Origin of the sequence: Klebsiella sp. K47, from assembly GCF_051858335.1 — a bacterium.
In the GTDB taxonomy this organism is placed as follows: Bacteria; Pseudomonadota; Gammaproteobacteria; order Enterobacterales; family Enterobacteriaceae; genus Klebsiella; species Klebsiella pneumoniae.
In genome coordinates this window covers 14945-35837 of record NZ_JBPYUI010000003.1, presented here as the reverse complement: position 1 = coordinate 35837, position 20893 = coordinate 14945, and the positions used below count along the sequence as shown (strand labels likewise).

The 20893-nt window shown below is 57.6% G+C and carries 21 protein-coding genes, 3 pseudogenes and 1 riboswitch; of the genes and pseudogenes, 11 read left to right on the top strand and 13 right to left on the bottom strand.

The genetic code is table 11. The features are described 5' to 3' along the window. Window positions 1-36: 36 nt before the first annotated feature. Window positions 37-810, bottom strand: a complete 774-nt coding sequence (locus RRF55_RS03385; RefSeq protein WP_023313215.1) for an AraC family transcriptional regulator — start codon at window positions 808-810, stop codon at window positions 37-39. Window positions 811-929: 119 nt separating this feature from the next. Between RRF55_RS03385 and RRF55_RS03380 the strand changes: the two genes are divergently transcribed. Further along, complete coding sequence (locus RRF55_RS03380) at window positions 930-1655, top strand: type 1 glutamine amidotransferase (protein WP_064277329.1); 726 nt, start codon at window positions 930-932, stop codon at window positions 1653-1655. Window positions 1656-1789: 134 nt separating this feature from the next. Here RRF55_RS03380 and RRF55_RS03375 read toward each other — a convergent pair whose 3' ends face one another. Beyond that, window positions 1790-2533 (bottom strand): SDR family oxidoreductase, encoded by a 744-nt coding sequence (locus RRF55_RS03375; protein WP_019705128.1) that lies wholly within the window; start codon window positions 2531-2533, stop codon window positions 1790-1792. Window positions 2534-2858: 325 nt separating this feature from the next. On the opposite strand from RRF55_RS03375, the pseudogene RRF55_RS03370 reads away from it, so the two are divergent. Continuing rightward, window positions 2859-3367: pseudogene (locus RRF55_RS03370) on the top strand (isochorismatase family cysteine hydrolase). 45 nt (window positions 3368-3412) lie between these two features. Here RRF55_RS03370 and RRF55_RS03365 read toward each other — a convergent pair. The 5 genes and pseudogenes from RRF55_RS03365 to RRF55_RS03345 form a co-directional block, all read right to left on the bottom strand. After that, window positions 3413-3517, bottom strand: a pseudogene (locus tag RRF55_RS03365) (LysE family translocator); the annotation flags it as partial. A gap of 110 nt (window positions 3518-3627) precedes the next feature. Further along, window positions 3628-4248, bottom strand: coding sequence for a histidine phosphatase family protein (locus RRF55_RS03360; protein ID WP_074188176.1), 621 nt, complete (start codon window positions 4246-4248; stop codon window positions 3628-3630). Window positions 4249-4319: 71 nt separating this feature from the next. Beyond that, on the bottom strand, window positions 4320-4463 hold the full coding sequence (locus RRF55_RS03355; protein WP_032416208.1) for a hypothetical protein: 144 nt from the start codon (window positions 4461-4463) through the stop codon (window positions 4320-4322). A gap of 4 nt (window positions 4464-4467) precedes the next feature. After that, complete coding sequence (locus RRF55_RS03350) at window positions 4468-4692, bottom strand: hypothetical protein (RefSeq protein ID WP_020802866.1); 225 nt, start codon at window positions 4690-4692, stop codon at window positions 4468-4470. A gap of 202 nt (window positions 4693-4894) precedes the next feature. Then, window positions 4895-5662 (bottom strand): AraC family transcriptional regulator, encoded by a 768-nt coding sequence (locus RRF55_RS03345; RefSeq protein WP_004891800.1) that lies wholly within the window; start codon window positions 5660-5662, stop codon window positions 4895-4897. A gap of 109 nt (window positions 5663-5771) precedes the next feature. Here RRF55_RS03345 and RRF55_RS03340 point away from each other — a divergent pair, with 109 nt between their 5' ends. Then, complete coding sequence (locus RRF55_RS03340) at window positions 5772-6563, top strand: sulfite exporter TauE/SafE family protein (protein WP_021314009.1); 792 nt, start codon at window positions 5772-5774, stop codon at window positions 6561-6563. Window positions 6564-6651: 88 nt separating this feature from the next. Here the strand turns inward: RRF55_RS03340 and puuE are convergent, their stop codons facing one another. The 3 genes and pseudogenes from puuE to RRF55_RS03325 all read right to left on the bottom strand — a co-directional run bounded on the left by puuE (window position 6652) and on the right by RRF55_RS03325 (window position 9056). Beyond that, window positions 6652-7584 (bottom strand): allantoinase PuuE, encoded by a 933-nt coding sequence (gene puuE, locus RRF55_RS03335; protein WP_004224949.1) that lies wholly within the window; start codon window positions 7582-7584, stop codon window positions 6652-6654. Next, window positions 7469-8340, bottom strand: a pseudogene (hpxA, locus tag RRF55_RS03330) (allantoin racemase). The gene puuE and the pseudogene hpxA overlap by 116 nt, the downstream one beginning before the upstream one ends. Then, a complete protein-coding gene (locus RRF55_RS03325; RefSeq protein ID WP_004179987.1) occupies window positions 8340-9056 on the bottom strand; it encodes a GntR family transcriptional regulator in 717 nt (238 codons plus the stop codon). Before RRF55_RS03325 ends, hpxA begins: the two are co-directional and overlap by 1 nt. 144 nt (window positions 9057-9200) lie before the next feature. Between RRF55_RS03325 and RRF55_RS03320 the strand changes: the two genes are divergently transcribed. Next, window positions 9201-10697, top strand: a complete 1497-nt coding sequence (locus RRF55_RS03320) for an NCS1 family nucleobase:cation symporter-1 (RefSeq protein ID WP_032414966.1) — start codon at window positions 9201-9203, stop codon at window positions 10695-10697. Between the two features lie 101 nt (window positions 10698-10798). Further along, window positions 10799-12109 carry a guanine deaminase gene (gene guaD / locus RRF55_RS03315; protein ID WP_032414967.1) on the top strand — a complete coding sequence of 437 codons (1311 nt, stop codon included), beginning with the start codon at window positions 10799-10801 and terminating at the stop codon, window positions 12107-12109. Window positions 12110-12207: 98 nt separating this feature from the next. Here guaD and RRF55_RS03310 read toward each other — a convergent pair whose 3' ends face one another. Further along, window positions 12208-13464 carry a sensor domain-containing diguanylate cyclase gene (locus RRF55_RS03310; RefSeq protein ID WP_014343088.1) on the bottom strand — a complete coding sequence of 419 codons (1257 nt, stop codon included), beginning with the start codon at window positions 13462-13464 and terminating at the stop codon, window positions 12208-12210. A 398-nt stretch (window positions 13465-13862) separates the two neighbouring features. Between RRF55_RS03310 and RRF55_RS03305 the strand changes: the two genes are divergently transcribed. From RRF55_RS03305 to RRF55_RS03295, 3 genes are all read left to right on the top strand, one after another. Further along, complete coding sequence (locus tag RRF55_RS03305) at window positions 13863-14903, top strand: LacI family DNA-binding transcriptional regulator (protein ID WP_016531860.1); 1041 nt, start codon at window positions 13863-13865, stop codon at window positions 14901-14903. Window positions 14904-15095: 192 nt separating this feature from the next. Beyond that, window positions 15096-16019 carry a TIM barrel protein gene (locus tag RRF55_RS03300; protein ID WP_040153575.1) on the top strand — a complete coding sequence of 308 codons (924 nt, stop codon included), beginning with the start codon at window positions 15096-15098 and terminating at the stop codon, window positions 16017-16019. Between the two features lie 13 nt (window positions 16020-16032). Beyond that, window positions 16033-17205, top strand: coding sequence for a Gfo/Idh/MocA family protein (locus RRF55_RS03295; RefSeq protein ID WP_064153339.1), 1173 nt, complete (start codon window positions 16033-16035; stop codon window positions 17203-17205). A gap of 37 nt (window positions 17206-17242) precedes the next feature. Here the strand turns inward: RRF55_RS03295 and RRF55_RS03290 are convergent, their stop codons facing one another. Both RRF55_RS03290 and RRF55_RS03285 read right to left on the bottom strand, forming a co-directional pair. Beyond that, window positions 17243-18349, bottom strand: coding sequence for a DUF4056 domain-containing protein (locus tag RRF55_RS03290; RefSeq protein ID WP_087791508.1), 1107 nt, complete (start codon window positions 18347-18349; stop codon window positions 17243-17245). Between the two features lie 65 nt (window positions 18350-18414). Beyond that, entirely contained in the window at window positions 18415-18543 is a 129-nt protein-coding gene (locus RRF55_RS03285) for a hypothetical protein (protein ID WP_160512513.1), read from the bottom strand. Further along, window positions 18544-18645: riboswitch (TPP riboswitch) on the top strand. It begins immediately after the preceding gene. Between the two features lie 68 nt (window positions 18646-18713). Here RRF55_RS03285 and tenA point away from each other — a divergent pair. From tenA to RRF55_RS03270, 3 genes are read left to right on the top strand one after another with little or no spacing between them, the layout of a single operon-like run. Beyond that, entirely contained in the window at window positions 18714-19409 is a 696-nt protein-coding gene (gene tenA, locus RRF55_RS03280; RefSeq protein ID WP_032436411.1) for a thiaminase II, read from the top strand. Beyond that, the gene (locus RRF55_RS03275; RefSeq protein ID WP_004180001.1) at window positions 19406-20134 is read left to right on the top strand and encodes an ABC transporter ATP-binding protein; all 729 of its coding nucleotides are present in this window, start codon (window positions 19406-19408) and stop codon (window positions 20132-20134) included. Before tenA ends, RRF55_RS03275 begins: the two co-directional genes overlap by 4 nt. After that, window positions 20131-20871 (top strand): ABC transporter permease, encoded by a 741-nt coding sequence (locus RRF55_RS03270; RefSeq protein WP_004180004.1) that lies wholly within the window; start codon window positions 20131-20133, stop codon window positions 20869-20871. The genes RRF55_RS03275 and RRF55_RS03270 overlap by 4 nt, the downstream gene beginning before the upstream one ends. Window positions 20872-20893 lie beyond the last annotated feature (22 nt).

Below are 20893 nucleotides of genomic sequence, written 5' to 3'. Positions count from 1 at the left end.
TGACAGTCTCAAAGACCGCTTTGAGGGTTTCCCGGTTTAAGGCACATAATCGCGTGGCGTTGCCCCCAAAATGCAGCGAAAAGCAGCGGTAAAGGCCGCCGGGCATGAGAAACCAAGCTGGTAAGCGACCTGTTTGATTGGAACACCGTTCGCGAGAAGATCCAACGAAGCGCAAATTCTGGCTCTCTGCTTCCATGTTCTTAAACTAAAGCCTGTATCCTTCATAAACAATCGGGAAAAGGTCCGTTCCGACATGGCCGACATAAAAGCCAGCTCGCTCAGCGATGCTTCCCAGCGCTGATTGACCAGTAGCGATCTGGCCGCGCTGAATAATCGCTCATCATTCGGCATGGGAAGCGCCATCGTTAAAGGTGGAGCCTCGCTGAGAATTTCCAGAAGCAACAACGCTATCTTCCGTTGACTCGGTCTGGCGTAGTCCTCACTGAACAGCCCAGCGATAAGCTCTTTGACTAAGGGCGTAGCCGTGATCACATGCACCTGTTGACTCTTCGTAAAGCTCGTACATTCTGCGATAAGGCTACTGCTGAAATAGATCGCCCTGAGATCGGTTTGTGAAAGCAGATGATAACTATGGATATGCAGAGGCGGTAGCCATAATGCCCGTTGAGGAGGGATCACCCAACGGTCGCTCTCTGTTTGCACCAGCATAACCCCTCTGGTGGCGAAGAGTAGCTGCCCCTCAACATGATGATGGGGAGGATCTGCCTCGCCGCGTTGATAGCTTATCGCAGTACTGGACCAGCCTGTGGCTTCATCATGTCTTGGCGCTTTATCTATACTACCTGGCATTTCAGATTTAGCCCCTGCCATTATCATATCGAAACTGGAACCACCCGGAGTAGAGCCTTAGGCAATGGGTGCGTGACTTATCATCCTGATCATCAAAGATATTACAGGAGCTTAACCTCATGCGTGTACACTTTATCGTACATGAAAGTTTTGAAGCCCCGGGCGCATATGAAACCTGGGCAATAAACCAGGGTCATGATGTAACTTACTCACGCGTCTATGCAGGCGATCGGCTACCTGATGACGCCGTAGGCATCGATTTTCTTATCGTTATGGGCGGTCCGCAAGATCCTGACACCACGCTTGAAGCGTGCCCGCACTTTAATGCTAAAGCGGAACAGGCGCTGATTGCTTCCGCGGTTAAAACCGGTAAGGCGGTGATCGGTATCTGCCTGGGTTCACAGCTCATTGGTGAAGCGCTGGGCGCGCCGTTCTCTCATAGCCCGGAAAAAGAGATTGGTAAATTCCCGATCACATTGACCGAAGACGGCAGTAAGGATGAGATGTTCTCTCACTTTGGGAAAACACTGGCAGTGGGTCACTGGCATAACGACATGCCAGGTTTGACGCCGGAGGCTAAAATTATTGCTTACAGCGAAGGCTGTCCGCGGCAGATCGTTGCCTATTCAGACCGCGTCTTTGGTTTCCAGTGCCACATGGAGCTCACATTGGACGTTGTAGAACGGCTGATCGCTCATTCTGAGAAAGACCTGAGCCGTGCAGCAGAAAATCGTTTCGTTGACACGCCTGAAGCCCTCCGGGCGCACGATTACAGTGAAATGAACCAAGTGCTTTTTGACTTTCTGCATAAGCTGGAAGCACGTTACAAAGCAGCGCAAGCATAATGTTATGCTCGGTGAGCTTGCCATCGGTTTTGATTTTAATGTCCGCTCCTGGCACAGAGCGGACAAGCTATCTGAGTTGAAGGTCTGATATGAGCGATCAGCGGACGTTGGCTACACTGTTAAACGTCGCAGACTCAGCTTCTGACTGCCAGTTTTTCGCGAGTTGGGCCTTCAAAGTAGATGCTCCTGATATGGCAATTACGGGGTTGAGTCAGCACAAAGCGAATTGTTTCCCAGACTGAACGCCCATTCATCAGACGTTCCCCCATTTTGGGCTGGCTATCGACAAACGCCTCTAACCCTGTCAGCTCGAAATCCGGGGGATACAACCCAGTCACACGTATATTTTCTTTAGACAACTGGTACGAAAGTTTAGTTGTAAACCCGCTAAGCCCGTGTTTACTGGCAAAAAAAGCGGGGTGCGCAATTGAATCTGTAAAATTAGGAATCCCACATGAAGATATAATTGAGACGATATCCGCACTTTCTGAACGTCTTAACCCGGGTAGCAATGCCTGAGTCAGCAGAATAGAACCTGTCAGGCCTGAACTGATAGTATTTATGATTTCTGTGTCTGATTGATCGTCTAACGTTCCTGAAAGCCACTGAGCAGCATTGAGGATTAAAATGTCTATGGGCTTGTCTAAAGTTAACAACTGTGAAGAAAACTGAGAAAGGGATTCAGGTAGGGTTAAATCACAAAGATGCCCTTTCGCCATTCCGCCTTCAGCCGTAATGATACTGCAAGTTTTTTGAATGTCATCAGCGCGCCTCGCGCAAAAATCCACCTCGACGCCTTCTCGCGCTAACCATACGCTCAGCGCCTGACCAAATCCCGTGCCACCACCGGTAATTACAGCTCTTTTACCTCTCAGCATCTTCATCCATCCTTTATTAATGAATAGGGGGGAATGTAGATATATATGAGGAAGCAGATTGACATCTTTCAGTTAGTGCCATTTTTTGACGATAGGGATAAGTTGTACTGCTACATTTCCATCGCGCTCCTGTGGGCATGCAACATCCGCTCCTGGCACTAGTCTGCCGTAAAGGGCAGCTTTAAGGGAGGAGCGGACGAGCTAACGCAGGTGAAGATCCGCTGTGAGCGAAAAGCGGATTTTTGTCGTTCTGTCATCAAAACTGGCGACTTATATTAGGATATCGCAATACCCCTCGCCCTCAGGCTACGTCTGCTTGAATTGATTGCCTCAAGAAGGCGGAGGCGGCTTTCCGCTGATTGCCGCTACGCGCACAGCAGGCGTACCGGTCATTTATGTCAGCGTCGGATTCCGCAAGGGTATCCAGAGGTCAGCAAAAACAACACTATCTTCGCTTCGATTAAGGAGAATGGAGTTTTTATGGCTGATAACGAGAGCACGGCTATTCATCCTGATGTTGCTCCAGCAGAAAATGAAGTCGTCATCGTCAAACGCAGAGTCGGAGCTTTCTCGTTTACTGAACTTGAGATGATCCTTCGTGCTCAAGGCATCGAAAACCTGATTCTTACGGGTGTAACTACCAGTCGTGTGGTGCTTTCCACAGTCGGACAAGCTTTTGATCTGGATTACCGCCTTATCGTTGTGAATGATTATTGCGCAGATCCAGATCCTGACACCAATATGTTTTTACTTAAAAAAGTTCTACCTCAACATGCTTTTGTTACCAGTTCCTCTGAAATATCAAAACCTGGGCATAAAACTATGAATTTCTGACGTCAAAAAACGGGAGGATATAACCGGGGATCCCCAGTCATCTGAACGTCCGCTCCTGGTGGCGATAGTCAGCATCATGTCTGGCCCAGGAGAAATCTCCAGAAGCGTCAGTGCGAGAAGGAAAGTCATAAACGTTTCGATGAAAGGCATCCTGGTAGAGTCCGAAAACATATTTCCGCTATGTAACCTCCGTTCGATGCGGGCAAGAAGCGGACGTTGTACTTCAATCATCATCGATTTGAATGACAGCAAGGTAACGGCTAATCCAGGTGACGTAAATGTGTCGCGATCCCCCAGCTTAGAACGGTACAGCTTCCATTAATCAGCTCGAAAACGGCGTAACTCGCATTGGGTTGTGCATAGCGGTGAAAATCATCCACAGATCCACTTTTTAATGTCGCAAGCACGCCCTGAATGACCTGCCCGTGAGACACAATACATATTGTTCGATGATGATGTTTTTTTTCCAGACTGGATAAAAAATGTATCATTCGCTGCGAAGCATCTGAGAGAGACTCACCCCCTGGCGGACAATACTCTGCATCCAGGGTGAATAATGCTTCTGCGGCGTCCGGATTATTTTGCAGCAGCGCTACGGTTGTCATGCCTTCAAACTGACCAAAAGCCTGTTCTTTCAGAGCCGGTTCAGCTATCAGTGAACAATAAAGACGCTCAGCCAGGCGCTGTCCCATTTGCCAGGCCCGGCCAAGTGGAGACGCGTAAACACATTCTACCCGGTAATCACTCTCTGCAAACGCTGCCAATAAAGCTGATGTTTGACGCTCCCCACGAAGCGTCAATGCGCTATCACTGTGTCCCTGAATAATATTTTTTACATTCCATTCTGTTTCCGCGTGTCGAACCAGTATCACTTGCATCATTGCAGGGTCACATAAGCCGTTATTTGAAATGTTATCATCTAAAAACCCTCCTTTGATATGCAGGCAAGTTCTCAGCTCTCGACGAAAAACAGGAACAAGCGTAGCTGATAATGGTTATGTTCAGCTTCAGAAGTGACGTAGTTATCGACGTTAACGTCTGCTCTGGCACAGAGCGAACGCTTCCCCTTGTCGACGCGAAAAGCAACTCTGCCCATGCCTCTATCTCAGTAAAACCTGAATCAGCTGCACGACGATATACACTCCCGCTACCACCTGTATGATTCGAAACCCCCATCTCAGATAGCGCCATTGATAACGTTCGCTGGCATCAGCGGCTTCAATCGCGGGATCATAGCGTTTTCTTTTCCTGGTTCTGAAGGTATCGAATCCCCACAGGACGAGAAGAATGATGATGATGATTTTTTCAACGATAAGATGGTTCACAAAGAGAGACTCCGGTCTTCTCACGGTTACAGGCAGAATAGATAAACCGCCTGGATGTAGCCACCACTAAATGTAGGGGTACCTGAAGACGAAGCCAGGCCTTCCTGGATTTTCTGTCTTATGACCGCGTAAACGCATAGCAACGCCATAAAAGCGACATTCATTTCCGACACATGCTGCCGGAGTCCCCTTCCCCGACGCATCAGGCTGGGTGATAAAACGACGGCGGCTGCCCGGTCACGCGGCGGAACATGGTGGCGAAAGAGGACGCATTGTCGTATCCAAGGGATAATGCCACTTCGTTCACCGGTTTGCCTGCTATCAACCATGCCAGGGCGCTCACCACGCAGGCTCGCTGTCGCCAGGCGGAAAACGACAGGCCCAACTGCTTCAGGAAATGGCGGCGAAAGGTACTAGGACTCATAAACAGCGCCCTGGCCCAGCGCGCCGCAGGATCATGGATAGAGGGGTTAAGCAAAAAAGCCTGACAAAGCGCCAGCAGCGCCGGATGCTGCGGCAACGGAATGTCAAATTCGCGGACCGGCATGGCGGCCAGTTCCAGCAACATCAACTGTATCAGCGTGCGATCGCGTGGGCTGTCGTACAACGGTGGTAAATCCACAGCCTCAAGCAGTAGCTGGCGCAACAGCGGCGAGACGCTGATCACTTCGCAACGACGGTATTTAATCAAAGCGGCCACACAATCTGGCTCAATATACAAGCTACGCGTGGTCACCCCTGCAAATCTGACGGCATGCACGGTTTCAGGGGGGATCCAGACAGCGTGTTGCGGAGGAACCACCCATTCTCCGTCCTGCGTAGTGACATACATCAGTCCGGTCGCGCCATACAGCAGCTGTGCGCGACGATGCTGGTGCGGGGGCAGGATAAATCCCTGCGCATAGTCATTACCTAACGCCACCACATCACGATCGAGTCGATCGACCTCGTCAATTTTTACGTTGCGCACACCTGCCTCCCTCTGACCGATTTACAAAGGTAATTGAGCGCTACGCAAATGGGAAGCAGTACGCGACCGGTATAAGCTGCTCGCTCATTTTCAGGTCGGGGATACTCTCTTGAATGAGATCGTTATTATTGCGCTGGCAGGCTTTACTACCGGCATTACCACGGTGCTGTTCGGCTTCGGCGGCGGCTTTGTGGTGGTGCCCTTTGTCTATCAACTGATGCTCCGGCAGCCGGCGATTGCGGGCAACGCCATGCATGTCGCGGTGGCTACCTCAACGGCGGTGATGATATTTAACGCCGGCTGGGTCAGCTATCGAAACTGGCGGGCGGGCAGGCTTACCGCGCAGACGCTGTTTCCGTTGTTATGGTTTATTGCCATTGGGGCGGTGGTGGGCTCCTGTCTGGCGGGGATATTGAGCGAGAATATTGTTCGCGCGCTGTTTATTCTCTATATGCTGGCAACCATCAGCGATTGTTTGTTGCGCAAGGGTTTTTTCACGGGCAGCGCTCGGCGTCGCCTGTCCCTGCCAGTGGTCACCGGCGGCGGTGTGATTATCGGTACGATCGCCGCATTGCTGGGCGTGGGCGGCAGCGTCATGACTGTGCCCCTGCTACGGCGACACGGGTATGCAATGCAGGAGTGCGTTAGCGCATCCAACCCGCTTTCTTTGCCCGTGGCGCTATGCGGGGCTGTGACCTATGCCGTCATTGGCTGGCACAGTATTCCGCTGAGCGGATTTTTGGGGTTTATCAGCCTGAAAATTTTAGGCCTGCTCGTCCTGACCGGCTGGGCCGGGATAGTGTTTAGCCGCCGGGCAATCCCTGCGGTACCTGATGTATGGTATGCGCGCATCTATGTGCTGCTGCTGTGCCTGGTACTCCTCGCCATGCTTATTCAATAATCAAATTACATTCTGGTAAACCGGTGTAACAGACGCGGCCGGGCGGAGCCCTCTCCCTGGAGAGAGGGCCAGGTTCAGGGGCAACAAGCTACCCGCGATACGGATGGGTTTCGCGCCAGTGGTCGGCAATCTGCTGCCGGGTGCAGACCCACACCTTGTCGTGCTGCTGGATATAGTCAAGGAAACGCTGCAGCGCGCGGAAACGGCCCGGGCGCCCCAGCAGCCGGCAGTGCATTCCCACGGACATCATCTTCGGCGCGGTTTCACCCTCGGCGTACAGCACGTCAAAGCTGTCTTTCAGATAGGTATAAAACTGCTCCGCGGTGTTGAATCCCTGGGCGGTGGCGAAGCGCATGTCGTTGGCGTCGAGGGTATAAGGCACGATCAGGTGCGGCCGCTGGCTGCCGTCGCTGCAGGTCACTTCGCTCCAGAAAGGTAAATCATCGCCGTAATAATCGCTGTCGTAGTCAAAGCCGCCGTGCTCCACCACCAGCTGGCGGGTGTTAGGGCTGTCGCGGCCGGTATACCAGCCGGTGGGCGGTTTGCCGAACAGGTCGGTCAGCACCTGCACCGCTTTGCGCAGATGCTCGCGCTCCTCGGCAATATCCATGTGCTGATAGTGGATCCAGCGCCAGCCGTGGCTGACCACATCGTAATCCGCGGCCTTGATCGCCGCCACAATCTCCGGATGCCGCGCCAGCGCCATCGCCACGCCGAAGACCGTCAACGGCAGCCCGCGCTGGCTGAACTCGCGATGGATGCGCCAGAACCCTGCCCGGCTGCCGTACTCATAGAGTGAATCCATCGACATATGGCGCGCCGGGTAGCTGGCGGCGCCGATAATATCGGACAGGAACTGTTCCGAACCCGCATCGCCATGCAGGACGTGATTCTCCGCGCCTTCCTCATAGTTGAGGACAAACTGCACCGCGATCCGCGCCCCGCCCGGCCAGCGCGCGTGCGGCGGCTCCCCTGCATAACCTCGCAGATCGCGAGGATAGTGTTCCTGGTTCTCTCCCATCTCCTGCCCCTTTTAAAATGGATTTAACGACTGAAACTGTCCGCTTAACGCTTTTTTCTCCGGGAACGCTAAGTCCCCATGCTTGCTGGTCGCCAGGCCCAGCGCGACCAGCGACTCCACCATCTTCACCGCCGCGCTGACGCCATCGATCACCGGCACCCGCAGCTCGCGGGTCAGCTCCTGCGCCAGGGTCGCCATCCCGCCGCAGCCAAGAACAATCGCCCCGCTGCCATCCTCTTTCAGAGCGCGAATGCAGCGCTCACGCACTTTCTCCTGCGCCAGGCCACTGCCGTCTTCCAGCGCCAGCACCGGCAAGTCAATGGCGTGCAGCGCCGCGCAGTGTTGATGAAATCCGTACTGGTGCAGCAAATGACGGGCGATGATCAGCGTGCGCGGCAGCGTGGTCACAATGGAGAAACGGGTGGCGACCATCGTCGCCATATGCATTGCCGCCTCCGCGATACCGATCACCGGCCCCTGGGCCAGCTCCCGCGCCGCCAGCAGCCCCGGGTCGCCGAAGCAGGCGATCACATGCCCATCCACCCCCTGCTCGCGTCCGGCCCTGATCTGCTCCAGCACGCCGACCGCCGCGATGGCTTCGTCAAAGTGGCCCTCAATTGACGGCACCCCGGCGCGGGGACAGACCGCAAGGATCTCGGTGCCCGGTGCAGCGACCGCACGCGCAGCGGCGCCTATCGTTTCAGTCATCGCCAGGCTGGTGTTGGGGTTAATCACTTGTATACGAACGGAAGACATCACGACTCCTTGTGGCCGGCGAACAGCCGGGAAAAATCGGGCAGGCTGACGCCATCGCGCTCGAAGCACAGGCTGGCGACAATATGATCAAAATGGTGCATCAGCGCCTCGCTGAGCGGCTGCAGGGCTTTATCCCGCAGCAAACCGACCAGCTGCTGGTGATCGTCGCAACGGCAGCCCTGTCGCCAGGGGGCGCCCCAGGCGGCAATCACTAAAGAGGAGCGCTGGCTGAGGCGGGTCACCATCTCGGTGAGCACCGGGTTGCCGGAGATAGCCTGCAGCTGAATATGAAAGTCAGCGGAGTGGCGGATCGCCGCCGGGCCGTCGTGCGCCGCATGGGCCTGCTGTTCACGCTGAATAATGTTCTCCAGCGCCGCCAGATGCGGCGGCTGACAGCGCGCGATCACATCGGGGAGATTGGCGACCTCGAGCAGCGCCCGGGTGCGAAAGATCGCCTGGGACTCTTCCACGCTCGGGCTGGTGACGTGTGCACCACGTTTGGGCGTCAACGTGACCAGTTGCACAGCGGCGAGTCGTTGCAGCACCTTTCTGATGCCGGTGCGGCTCACGGCGAACACCTCCGCCAGCGCCTCTTCCGGCAGTTTGCTGCCCGGCGGCAGCTGATGTTCGACGATAGCCGTCATCAGCGCCTGGTAAATGCTTTCGTCCTTGTCCTGCAGCGCTGGCGCGGCCTGGAGACGATGTTCATTATTCATTAACCCACTCCGGTTTCACTTATCGATAGCAGATCGTATACATAAAATTTAATTTTTGTATACAAGATTCATCATTCTGGCCTGGATCCTGCAATAGCCTCAGCAATCCATATCAAAGGGTTTTCATTCAGAGGAGCAGGTTTCATGCCACATTCATCCCACACGCAGCAGACGAAGACTCACAAGGCGGCCGCCGGCTACAGTCCGCGGCTATGTAATGACGATCTGGCGCCGACCCGCGACCAGAACTGGAGCTGGTACAATATCTTTTCATTCTGGATGTCGGACGTGCACAGCATGGGCGGCTACGTAGTGGCGGCGAGCTTCTTTACGCTTGGGCTGGCCAGCTGGCAGGTTCTGCTCTGCCTGCTGGTGGGCATCTGTATTGTCCAGCTGTGCGCCAACCTGGTGGCGAAGCCGAGCCAGATGGCCGGGGTGCCTTACGCGGTGATTTGTCGTCAGGCGTTTGGCGTTTTCGGCGCCAATATCCCGGCGGTGATCCGCGGGCTGATCGCCTTTGCCTGGTACGGCATTCAGACCTATCTGGCGGCGAATGCCCTGATGCTGGTCCTGCTCAAGTTCTGGCCCTCCCTTGCCTCGCTGACCAGCAGCAGCTTTCTCGGGCTGTCGCCCCTCGGCTGGCTGTGCTTCGCCACTATGTGGCTGCTGCAGGCGATGGTGTTCTGGCATGGCATGAACGCCATCAAACGCTTTATCGATATCGCCGGTCCGGCGGTTTATGTGGTGATGCTGGCGCTGGCCGGCTGGATTGTATACAAGACTGGTCTGGACGGTATCTCCTTTACCCTCGCCAGCAAACCCCTGAGCGCCGGCGAGCAGACCTGGCAGATGATCACCGCCACGGCGCTGGTGGTCTCCTACTTCTCCGGGCCGCTGCTTAACTTCGGTGACTTTTCCCGCTACGGCAAAAGCATGGGCGAGATCCGCCGCGGTAACCGCTGGGGACTGCCGTTTAACTTTCTGCTATTCTCGGTGGTGACCGTGGTGATTGTCTCCGGCACCCAGTCGCTGTTTGGCAAAATGATCACCGACCCGATCGAAACCGTCAGCCGCGTGGGTAACGATCTGGCGGTGGCCATCGGCCTGCTGACCATGATCACCGCCACCATCGGCATTAATATCGTGGCTAACTTCGTCTCGCCGGCCTTCGATTTTTCCAACTGCGCCCCGCAGAAAATCAGCTTCCGTACCGGCGGGATGATTGCCGCGGTGGGCTCGATACTCCTGACGCCGTGGAACCTGTTTAACTCCCCGGAGCTGATCCACTATACCCTCGACGTGCTGGGCGCCTTTATTGGCCCGCTGTTTGGCATCCTGATCGCCGACTTCTACCTGATCAAACGCGGCCGGGTGTCAGTGGACGATCTGTTTGACGATACGCCGAAGGGTAAATATTGGTACCGCAACGGCTTTAACCCGAAAGCGATTGCCGCCCTGCTGCCGTCGGTGGGCCTGGGGCTGATTATCAGCTTTATTCCGGCCCTGCATGAAGTGGCGAACTTCAGCTGGTTTATCGGCGTCTTCCTCGGCGCCACCACCTACCGCTGGCTGGCTCGCGACGAGCGCGAAGTGCAGGCGAAAGCCGCCTTCCGCTCCGGCGCGGTGGCGCAAAAAGAGTAACCCTCCCCTTCTGCCGCGGCGTCTGGCCGCGGCAGACTGCAAACTGGCACCAATCTTGCCGTTTATCACTATTCCCAGAGCGTTAAGAGAAGGCAGGTTCGATGATGGATTACCAGACCGCGGTGCGCGGTGCATTTTTTGATATCGCCGGCGTGGCAGAGACCCCGGATGAGGTGGCCGCCCAGGCCCGCTATCTCGATGATGGCCTGTTGTTCCTGCAGGAGGGGAAAATTATCGCCCTGCTGCCATGGCATGAGGGGGAAACCTTGCTGCATCCCCTGAAGGGCTATGTCGATCTGAGGGGTAAGCTGCTGCTGCCGGGGTTCGTTGATGCCCACGTTCACTATCCGCAGACCGAGATGATCGGCGCCTTTGGCGAACAGCTGCTGGAGTGGCTCACCACCTACACCTTCCCGGTGGAGAGCCAGTTTGCCGATGCGGAGTATGCCCAGGAGATAGCGCAGTTTTTTGTAAATCAGCTGATAAGCCATGGTACCACCACCGCGCTGGTGTTTTGTACCCTGCATCCGGCATCGGTGGAGGCGTTATTCAGCGAAGCGCTGCGCCTCAATATGCGCCTGATCGCCGGGAAAGTGATGATGGATCGCCATGTGCCCGACTACCTGTGCGAAACCGCCGGGGAGAGCTACGAGCAGACCCGGGCGTTGATCCGCCGCTGGCATCAGCGCGGCAGGCTGGGCTATGCCATCACCCCGCGCTTTGCCCCCACCTCGACCCCGGGGTTGCTGGAGGCGGTGCAGCGCCTGCGGGCCGAGTTTCCCGACACCTGGCTGCAGACGCATCTCAGTGAAAACCGGGAGGAGATCGCTTGGGTTAAACAGCTGTGGCCTGAGCATGCGCGCTATCTGGATGTCTATCATCACTATCAGCTCACCGGCGAACGCAGCGTCTTCGCTCACGGGATCCATCTCGATGATGCCGAGTGGCAGTGCCTGCATGACACCGGGTCCGCAGTCGCCTTCTGCCCGACGTCGAATCTGTTTCTCGGCAGCGGGCTGTTCCGCCTGCCCGCCTGCTGGCAGCACCAGGTGCGGATGGGCATCGGCAGCGACGTCGGAGCCGGGACCACCTTCAGCATGCTGCGGACGCTGGGCGAGGCCTACAAGGTAGGACAACTGCAGAGCTATCGCCTGCGCGCCAGCGAGGCCTTCTATCACGCCACCCTCGGCGGGGCGCGCGCCCTGCGGCTGGAGGAGAAAATTGGCAATTTCCAGCCGGGCAAAGAGGCGGATTTTGTGGTGATTGACCCGGCGGTCACCCCGCTGCAGCGCCTGCGCATAGGCCGCTGCCATGACATTTATGAGCAGCTGTTCGTGCTGATGACCCTGGGTGATGAACGCAATATCAGCGAGACGTGGGTGAACGGCGAGCGGGTGTGGTGTCAGGATTGACCCCTCAGCCAGTCCCACTTCCTGAAAAGAACGAGAAAACGCACCATACCTTGTTTGCCACCTTAACGCAGGCTAACCCACTACAGGCGGGGGCTTATTCAGGCGGCGCCATCTCTACTGCGCCGTCGCTCAGAGCTGTCAAAAGGCATGCGCGAGACCCGATTACGCCCGTCATTTTTTGCCGCATACAGCGCTTTATCGACGCGGGAAAACAGTTGTTCAACCGTTTCGCCGTCATGATGTTCAGCCACGCCGATGCTGACGGTCACCGACAGCGTCTGGTATTCGCTAACCGCCTGGCGGATCCCCTCCGCCAGTATCAGCGCGCGGCCGATCGGCGAATGGGGCAAAAAAAGCAGAAACTCTTCTCCACCCCAGCGATAAATTTTATCTTCGCGGTCGACCGACGTTTCCAGAATACGAGAGAGCACCAGCAGGACCTCATCGCCTTTTTGATGGCCGTGAATATCATTAATGCTCTTGAAATGATCGATATCGATTAACAGCAGACAATAACCCCGGGGGATAAAAGTTGGCGCCTCAACCAGACGGTGAAACTCCCGGCGATTAAGCAAGCCGGTTAACGGATCGTGGGCGGCGGAAAATTCCAGCTCTTTTTTCAGATGCACTTCTTCGGTGATATCGTGAATGATGCATAGCATCAGTCGAATATTATACAGCACCACCGGCCCGGCATAAGTTTGGACATGACGTAGCGAGCCGTCAGCCAGAATATGCGTAAAATTAAGCGGTTTATGACCGCCAGGCAGATTGGCAATATTATTCATAATGGGGATGACGTCCCGGCCCAGGGTATTTATTTGCCAGGTATGTTTGGTGCGCATTTCCTCATCGGAATAATGATAAAAACGTAGCGCGGCAATATTGGCATCGACAATCCGGCCATCTTTATGAGGGTCGATCAACAGCATCGGCGCGGTATTGGTCATAAAAAAGCGAGCGAAAAAGCCATTGTTACGCCGCTGGTAGCGGCGGGAGCCGGTATGAATCGACTGGTTTTGCGCCAGCAGCTTCACGGCTTCAAACAGCAGCAAGCAACCACAGTCTTCGGTATCAATCAGGGTGGTTTTGCAATACACCGACTGCAACCCATTGGCGGTGGGTAACGTCCAGACTTCGAATATCTCGCTCATGGTGTCGAGATAGCGAAGGTAGTGCTGCAGTTGCGTTTCCGGACAGGTGGAATAAATACCGTTACGCATCTCATTGAGCGACATCTCGCCGCTCAATGTCCGGGAAGCCTGATTGGCATAGACCACCCTTTCGTTAAAAGGATGAACTACCCATATCGGGGTGCTTAAGACCTCAAAAACAGCCAGCTCTTTTAATAACATACAGGCCCCAAACCGACCCACTGCCGGCGCGGAACGGCACTTAACGCTGTGCAGCCCCAACGCTGGTTTAAAGTGAAAGCAAAATAGACACCGAGAAACCGCAATTACGCGCGAGCGCGCCAAGTATAGTCGGTTATGCGCCCAGTAAAGCCCTCTGAGGGTGACTTTGCGCGCAGTTTAACCAACAGAAGCGATGCTGCCTTTAATAATAATTTTATTTCAACAGCATAGCAGCAATGCCAGAACGGGTAGTCGCTTTTGATCACAGAGTGTGCATCGCCAACAGGGGTTACCCGGCAGGCGCAGCGGCATAGGCCAGGGCGGGCAGAGAGTCGCTTTTCTGCCCAGGCTAACCGTGATAGTTTCTATCATTACGCTCATTCATAGCGACAATTACCTTGAACAAAATCGCCACTAAAATCACCCTTGCCGACATTGCGCGTGAAGCGCGCGTCGGCGTAGCCACCGTCGACCGGGTGCTCAATAAGCGCGCGGCGGTGAAAGAGTCCACGGCGCGGCGCGTGCTGGAGGCCGCCCGCCGGCTGGGTTTTACCCTCGAGCAGCCCCACTATCGCCTGGCTGCCGGCAAAGCGCCGGTCACGATCAGAATGGGCTTTATCCTGCTGCAGGAGAGCCACTCCTTCTACCTGCCGTTGGCCCGGGCGCTGACGCGCGAGGCTGCCCCATGGCTACCGGCGGGCCAGGCGCCGGTGATACTGCATTTTGCCATCGATGCGGTGGAAGCGATGGCTCAGGCCATTCACCGACTCAGCGATGAAGTGGAGGTGCTCGGCCTGGTGGCACTGGATCACCCGCTGATTCGCCACGCGGTGGCCCGGGCCGCCGCCCGCGGCGTGCGCGTGTTCACCCTGCTTTCCGATCTATCGGTCCCCCAGCGCAGCGGGTATATCGGCCTCGATAATCATAAAGCCGGGCGCACAGCCGCCTGGTTTATCGAGCGCTTATGCCGGGGGAATGGCGAAATTGGCATTATCATTGGCGATAATCGTTTTACCTGCCAGGAAAGCTGTGAGATCAGCTTTCGCTCCTGCCTGCGAGAACAGGGCAAGGGGCAACAGATCCTTGAGCCGGTTCGCAGTCATGAACGGGCGGATATCGCCAGGACCGTGACGGAACAGATGCTGACTCAGTACCCGGCCCTGCAGGCGATCTACGCCCCCTGCGGCGGCGTCGAAGGGATCGTCGACGCGCTGCGCGACAGCGGCCGTCAGCAGGAGATCGCTCTGGTCTGCCACGGTCCGCTCAGCGACAGTGAACTGGCCCTGATCGATGGCACCATCGACATCATGCTTAACCACCGGCTGGATGAGTTTGCCGCCGTTACGCTGCGCGCCATGGCGGACGCCGCTTCACGCCCCCATAGCGAGGTGATTTCACTCCCTCAGCCTTTCGATATCATCACCAAAGAAAATATGTAAATTTCCGGCTCCGTCTCCAGCGGAGATGGTTATCGGGCGGACCGCGCCACCTCTCGACTTGATAAAAAATTATCAAAATATCCATCAATTAAAATCATGACGATTATCATAAAATCAAAATTCCATCATTGTTGACAATGAAATCTTTATTCAATACTCAGCGGCATCCCTTGTATGAAAAAGGAAGCCGACATGATACATCCTATCGCTAACGCCCCCTGCAGCTGGGGCGTCGATGACCCGAAAAACCCTAACCTCCCTGCCTGGGCTACCGTACTTAAGGAGGCGGCGCAGGCTGGCTATCGCAGCATTGAGCTCGGCCCCTGGGGTTATCTCCCCACCGATCCGGCCAGCCTGCGCGCGGCGCTGGAGCAGCATCAGCTGTCGCTGGTCGCCGGCACGATCTTTGACGATCTGGTGAGCGAGGCCCATTTCCCCACCCTGGTGGCGCTGACCCATCAAATCTGCCGCAATCTGTCGCAGGTAGCCGCTGCCGAACCGATCCCGGGCCGCCCTTTCCAGCCGCCCTATCTGGTGATTATCGACTTCGGCAACCCCGAACGGGCGCGCTTTGCCGGGCGCGGCGCGCTGGCTCCGCGCCTCAATGACAAAGACTGGCAGCGCATGATGGAGCACATTATCGCCCTTAGCACCCTCGCCTGGCAGGAGTACGGTGTGCGGGCGGTTATCCATCCGCACGCCGGGGGCAGCATTGAATTCGCGGATGAGATCGAGCGGCTGGCCAACGATATCCCGCACCACGTCGCCGGGTTGTGTCTGGACACCGGACATCTCTATTACGCCGGGATGGATCCGCTCGACTGGCTGGATCGCTATTACCACCGCCTGGACTATCTGCACTTCAAGGATGTCGACCCGCAGGTTTATCAGCGCGCTATCCATGAAGGTATCGACTTCTTCACTGCCTGCGCCGAAGGGGTGATGTGCCCGCTCGGCAGCGGCGCCATTGACTATCCGGCTATCAAAGACTTTCTTGCCCGCCGGGGGTATCAGGGCTGGATAACCCTTGAACAAGAGCGCGACCCGCGCCATGCCGCAGGCAGCCTGCAGGCGGTCACGGAAAGTCTGCGCTATCTGCGCGACGTCGGATTCTGACAGGAGGCACGACATGATTAACGGTTTAAAACCTCTCGACCGCACCCTGCGCTGGGGCATGGTCGGCGGCGGCGACGGCAGCCAGATCGGCTATATTCACCGTTCTGCAGCGCTGCGCGATAACACCTTCACGCTGCTGGCCGGCGCCTTTGATATTGATGCCGAGCGCGGACGCCAGTTCGGCCAACGGCTGGGGGTGGATCCCGACCGCTGTTACGCCGACTATCAAAGCCTGTTCCGCGGCGAGGCTGCCCGGCCTGACGGCATTCAGGCGGTGTCAGTTGCCACGCCAAATAACACCCACTATGCCATCTGCCGGGCCGCGCTGGAGGCCGGGCTGCACGTGGTGTGCGAAAAGCCGCTGTGCTTCAGCAGCGAGGAAGCTGACGAGCTGGTGGCGCTCAGCCAGCGGCGGCGCAAGATCATCGGGGTGACCTACGGCTATGCCGGCCACCAGCTGATCCTGCAGGCCCGGCAGATGATCGCCGACGGGCTGCTGGGCGATATCCGTATCGTTAATATGCAGTTTGCCCACGGTTTTCACGCCCAGCCGGTGGAACAGGAAAACGCCAGTACCCGCTGGCGGGTCGATCCCCGCTTCGTCGGCCCCAGCTATGTGCTGGGCGACCTGGCCACCCATCCGCTGTTTCTGGTCGAAACCATGGCCCCGCAGCTGAAGATCACCCGGCTGATGTGCGCCAGACAAAGCTTCGTCAAAAGCCGCGCGCCGCTGGAAGATAACGCCCATGTACTGATGGAGTATGACAATGGGGCCATCGGCTCACTGTGGAGCTCCGCCGTCAACTGCGGTTCGATGCACGGGCAAAAGGTGCGAATCATCGGTGAAAAAGCCAGTCTCGAATGGTGGGATGAACAGCCCAACCAGCTACGCTACGAAATCCAGGGCGACCCCGTGCGCATCCTCGAGCGCGGTATGGACTATCTCGATCCGCTGGCGCGTCAGGATGATCGCATCGGCGGCGGCCATCCCGAGGGACTGTTTGAGGCATGGTCGAATCTCTATCGCCGCTTCGCCATCGCCATGGATGCCGCCGACCGTCGCGACGAGGCGCTGCTGGCCGACTTCTGGTACCCGGACGCCCGCGCCGGGGCGTTCGGCGTCCGCTGGGTGGAAAACTGCGTGCGTTCTGCCGACAACGGTGCCTGCTGGGTCGACTTCCGCTAACTCGCCGGCTCAGGGCGTTCGTCCTGAGCCTTTACGGCTATTTTTCTGTCCGCGCCAGCTGGGTTTTATCCGCCTCATGGGCGCGGTCCGCCAGCCCCTGGAACGCTCCGGCGCCATAGTATTGCGCGGGAACCGGCAATGCCTGCATATCGTGCCCTGGATAGATCTGCAGTTCGCCGAGGTCGCGTAAGCGGAATCCCCCGACCTGCTCCGGCATGGTCAGGCGATACGGCGGCATGGTTTCGAATGGGACCGGCGTCGGCAGCCGGTTTTCCTGTAGATCGTAGTTACGCTTCAGTACCAGAAACTTATCCGGCACCCGCCGGTGACTATTCCACCAGTCGCCGTCGATCTGCTGAAACATCGCTTCCGTCTCTCCGCGCGTCGCCACCAGCAGCCGGGTCAGCACTTGTTTCAGCGCCGCATCCATGGCCTGGTTATAATCCTCCAGCGAACCGCCGTGGCCGCTGAGGATGACATTAATCGCCAGCCTCGCGCCCAGTAAATTGGAGTAGAGATCCTCGGGCGAAAAAGCGGAAATCTCTTCGGAAAACCCGGGGACCGACTGGAAGCCATACCACTGGGCGATCTCATGCCACTGGGCGATTTCGAAGGCCAGATGCCCGGCGAGCCAGGCCGCCAGCTGATAGCGCTGCCTGACGCCCGCCGGCGGCGTAAAGGCATTCAGCTGCACGCGGCGCACGCCCAGTTCTTCACTGTAGTAGATCCGCCCCGCCTGGCCCAGCGTCGGCGCAATACGATTGAACAGATAAAAGGTGTTGTCCGCCGTATCGCGCACATGGGCGATATCAATAAACCCGCCGCGGCGGGTATAGATAAGCCCGTTCTGCTCCTCGCTGAGCCCCAGCAGATTTTTCACCGCACCGAACGCGCTGTCGTTGTAATGGTGCTTACCCAGCGTACCCAGAGTCAACACATTACCGATCTGGTACATCGGGATCGGAATGCCCGCCGCGCGCACGTGCAGGTCGTAACCAAAAGCGCAGCACGGTCGCAGCGACTCCGGCGGCGGCAGCTCACCGAGGGTGGGCGCCGTATGGATCGCCGTCACGGCGGGTAGCACCGGATCCTGCGCCAGCGCCGGCAGCGCCAGCGCGAATAATAGCCAGAAGGCTTTACGCATCAACAGCCTCTCCACAGCAATAAAAGTGCGCGCATCTTACCGGCAGATAGCGCCTGCGGTTTTAGTTAAAAACGGTATTCAGCGCCGACAACGAAACTATTACGCGCGGAAAAGCGCTGGCTATCCCCCATTACCATCATCCTGCGGCAAGGTGGCGCGGTGATTGTATTCAAAAGGTGAATGTCGTATAACATAGCGCTACCGAGGGGTGTCCCGTGAGGGCTGAGATGGCGCAAGCCGAACCCTTTGAACCTGATCTGGGTCATGCCAGCGAAGGGACGGGTCGGCAATTTTGCCAGCATTACCGCCATTGCCTGTTCACACCCCTGCACGCCCGGATCTCCCCTGAATAAATGGAGGTCCTGTGATCGTTCCCGCTTTTAGCCAAGGTCTTTACGGCCGTTTACGCCAGCTGGCCGCCGCTGACTGGCAGCGCTATGTGGCGCATCCTTTCGTCCAGCAGCTTGCCGAGGGCACCCTGGCGGAAAGCGCATTTCGTCGCTACCTGACCCAGGATTATCTGTTTCTGATCCACTTTGCCCGCAGCTATGCGCTGCTGGTGAGTAAACTGCGCACGCTGCCGGAGATGCGGGCCGCGGCCGCCTCGATGAACGCCATCCTCAACGAACTGCCGCTGCACGTCGGTTACTGCGCCCGGTGGGGCATTAGCGAGCAGGAGATGGCTACCCAGCCTGAAGCGCCGGAAACCATTAACTATACCCGCTACGTGCTGGATATTGGCCACTCGGGTGACGCGCTGGATCTACTGGTCGCGCTGATGCCCTGCGTGGCCGGTTATGCGGAAATCGGTCTCGGCCTGCTGCAGCATCCCGCCACCCGACTGGACGATAACCCCTACGCCTCGTGGATCCGCAACTATGGCGATGAAGGCTATCTGCACGGCGTCAACGCCGCGCTGGCGCTGCTGGAAACGGTGTGGCAGCAGCGCGGGAGCGAGGCCCGGATCACTGAGCTGAGCGAGATTTTCACCACTGCCACCCGCCTTGAGGCGCAGTTCTGGCAGATGGGCCTCAACGCGACGGCGGAGACCCGGGCGTGACGGCGCCGGGTATTGAGGTCCGTGGCCTGAGCCTGCATGTCGGCGACCGTCGGTTGTTCGACAACCTGTCGTTTACGGTCCCCGGCGGGCAGTGGGTGTCGCTCCTCGGCGCCAGCGGCGCCGGCAAAACCAGCCTGCTGCGGGTGATGGCCGGTCTGGCGCCCGCCACCCGGGGAGAAGTGGTCGCCAGCGATGGGCAGCCTATTCAGGGCCGTCTGGCGTGGATGGGGCAGAAAGATCTGCTCTACCCCTGGCTGAGCGTTCGGGACAACGTCGCCCTCGGCGCGCGGCTGCGCGGTGAAAAAGTCGATCGTGCCCGGGTCGCCGCGCTGCTTGAACAGGTTGAGCTTTCATCCTGCGCCGACGCCCGCCCGGCGACTCTCTCCGGCGGCATGCGTCAGCGCGCCGCGCTGGCGCGCACGCTGTATGAGGATCGCCCCATCGTGCTGATGGATGAGCCTTTCTCGGCGCTGGATACCCTCACCCGTACGCGGATTCAGACCCTGGCGGCCACCCTGCTGGCCGGTCGCACGGTGGTGCTTATCACCCACGATCCGCAGGAGGCCTGCCGGTTGAGCCACCGCCTGCTGGTCCTCTCGGCGGCCGACGGCGACATTGATGATAGCCATCACCTCGCCGGCACACCTCCGCGCGCGCCGGACGCGCCCGATCTCCTGATCGGCCAGGCCGCCCTGCTGCAGCAGCTGATGAGGGCCCAACCATGACTGGACGTCTCTGGCGCGGCGGCATGGTATTCGGCGGGCTGATGCTCCTCTGGGGTCTGGCCAGCCGCAGCGGCATTCCCCATTTTCTTTTACCGTCCCCGCTGGCGGTCGCCGAGGCGCTATGGGTAAATCGCGCCTATCTCGGCTGGCATACGCTTATCACGCTCAGTGAGATCCTGAGCGGCCTGGCGCTGGGCGTGACGCTCGGCGTCACCCTGGCGCTGGGCATGATCCTCTCCCCCCGTCTGCAGCGCTGGCTGATGCCGCTGGTGCTCACCAGTCAGGCGATCCCGGTCTTTGCCCTCGCCCCGCTGCTGGTGCTGTGGCTGGGCTTTGGCATGAGCGCCAAAGTGGCGATGGCGGTGCTGGTGATTTTCTTTCCGGTGACTTCCGCCTTCTTTGATGGCTTGCGGCGGGTCAACCAGGAGTATCTCGATCTGGCGCGCAGCATGAATGCCTCCTTCGGCGCTCAACTGCGACATGTCCGCCTGATGGCCGCCCTGCCGGCGCTGGGCTCTGGCCTGCGCATGGCGGCGGCGGTGGCGCCCATTGGCGCGATCATCGGCGAATGGGTCGGCTCCGCCGAGGGGCTGGGCTACGTCATGCTCAACGCCAATGCGCGACTGCAAACCGATATCTGCTTCGCCGCGCTGTTTATTTTAGTACTACTGACCCTCCTGCTGTGGCTGGCGGTAGATACCCTGCTACACCGGCTGATCGACTGGTCGCCGGAATAAGAATGACGTAATAAAGGAAAAC

What these genes read in the sequence shown, in the direction of transcription:
- RRF55_RS03385 (WP_023313215.1), bottom strand. Translation starts at nt 810, where the DNA reads ATGCCAGGTAGTATAGATAAAGCGCCAAGACATGATGAAGCCACAGGC.
- RRF55_RS03380 (WP_064277329.1), top strand. Translation starts at nt 930, where the DNA reads ATGCGTGTACACTTTATCGTACATGAAAGTTTTGAAGCCCCGGGCGCA.
- RRF55_RS03375 (WP_019705128.1), bottom strand. Translation starts at nt 2,533, where the DNA reads ATGCTGAGAGGTAAAAGAGCTGTAATTACCGGTGGTGGCACGGGATTT.
- RRF55_RS03360 (WP_074188176.1), bottom strand. Translation starts at nt 4,248, where the DNA reads ATGATGCAAGTGATACTGGTTCGACACGCGGAAACAGAATGGAATGTA.
- RRF55_RS03355 (WP_032416208.1), bottom strand. Translation starts at nt 4,463, where the DNA reads ATGGGCAGAGTTGCTTTTCGCGTCGACAAGGGGAAGCGTTCGCTCTGT.
- puuE (WP_004224949.1), bottom strand. Translation starts at nt 7,584, where the DNA reads ATGGGAGAGAACCAGGAACACTATCCTCGCGATCTGCGAGGTTATGCA.
- RRF55_RS03325 (WP_004179987.1), bottom strand. Translation starts at nt 9,056, where the DNA reads ATGAATAATGAACATCGTCTCCAGGCCGCGCCAGCGCTGCAGGACAAG.
- RRF55_RS03320 (WP_032414966.1), top strand. Translation starts at nt 9,201, where the DNA reads ATGCCACATTCATCCCACACGCAGCAGACGAAGACTCACAAGGCGGCC.
- guaD (WP_032414967.1), top strand. Translation starts at nt 10,799, where the DNA reads ATGATGGATTACCAGACCGCGGTGCGCGGTGCATTTTTTGATATCGCC.
- RRF55_RS03310 (WP_014343088.1), bottom strand. Translation starts at nt 13,464, where the DNA reads ATGTTATTAAAAGAGCTGGCTGTTTTTGAGGTCTTAAGCACCCCGATA.
- RRF55_RS03300 (WP_040153575.1), top strand. Translation starts at nt 15,096, where the DNA reads ATGATACATCCTATCGCTAACGCCCCCTGCAGCTGGGGCGTCGATGAC.
- RRF55_RS03295 (WP_064153339.1), top strand. Translation starts at nt 16,033, where the DNA reads ATGATTAACGGTTTAAAACCTCTCGACCGCACCCTGCGCTGGGGCATG.
- RRF55_RS03290 (WP_087791508.1), bottom strand. Translation starts at nt 18,349, where the DNA reads ATGCGTAAAGCCTTCTGGCTATTATTCGCGCTGGCGCTGCCGGCGCTG.
- RRF55_RS03285 (WP_160512513.1), bottom strand. Translation starts at nt 18,543, where the DNA reads ATGTTATACGACATTCACCTTTTGAATACAATCACCGCGCCACCTTGC.
- RRF55_RS03270 (WP_004180004.1), top strand. Translation starts at nt 20,131, where the DNA reads ATGACTGGACGTCTCTGGCGCGGCGGCATGGTATTCGGCGGGCTGATG.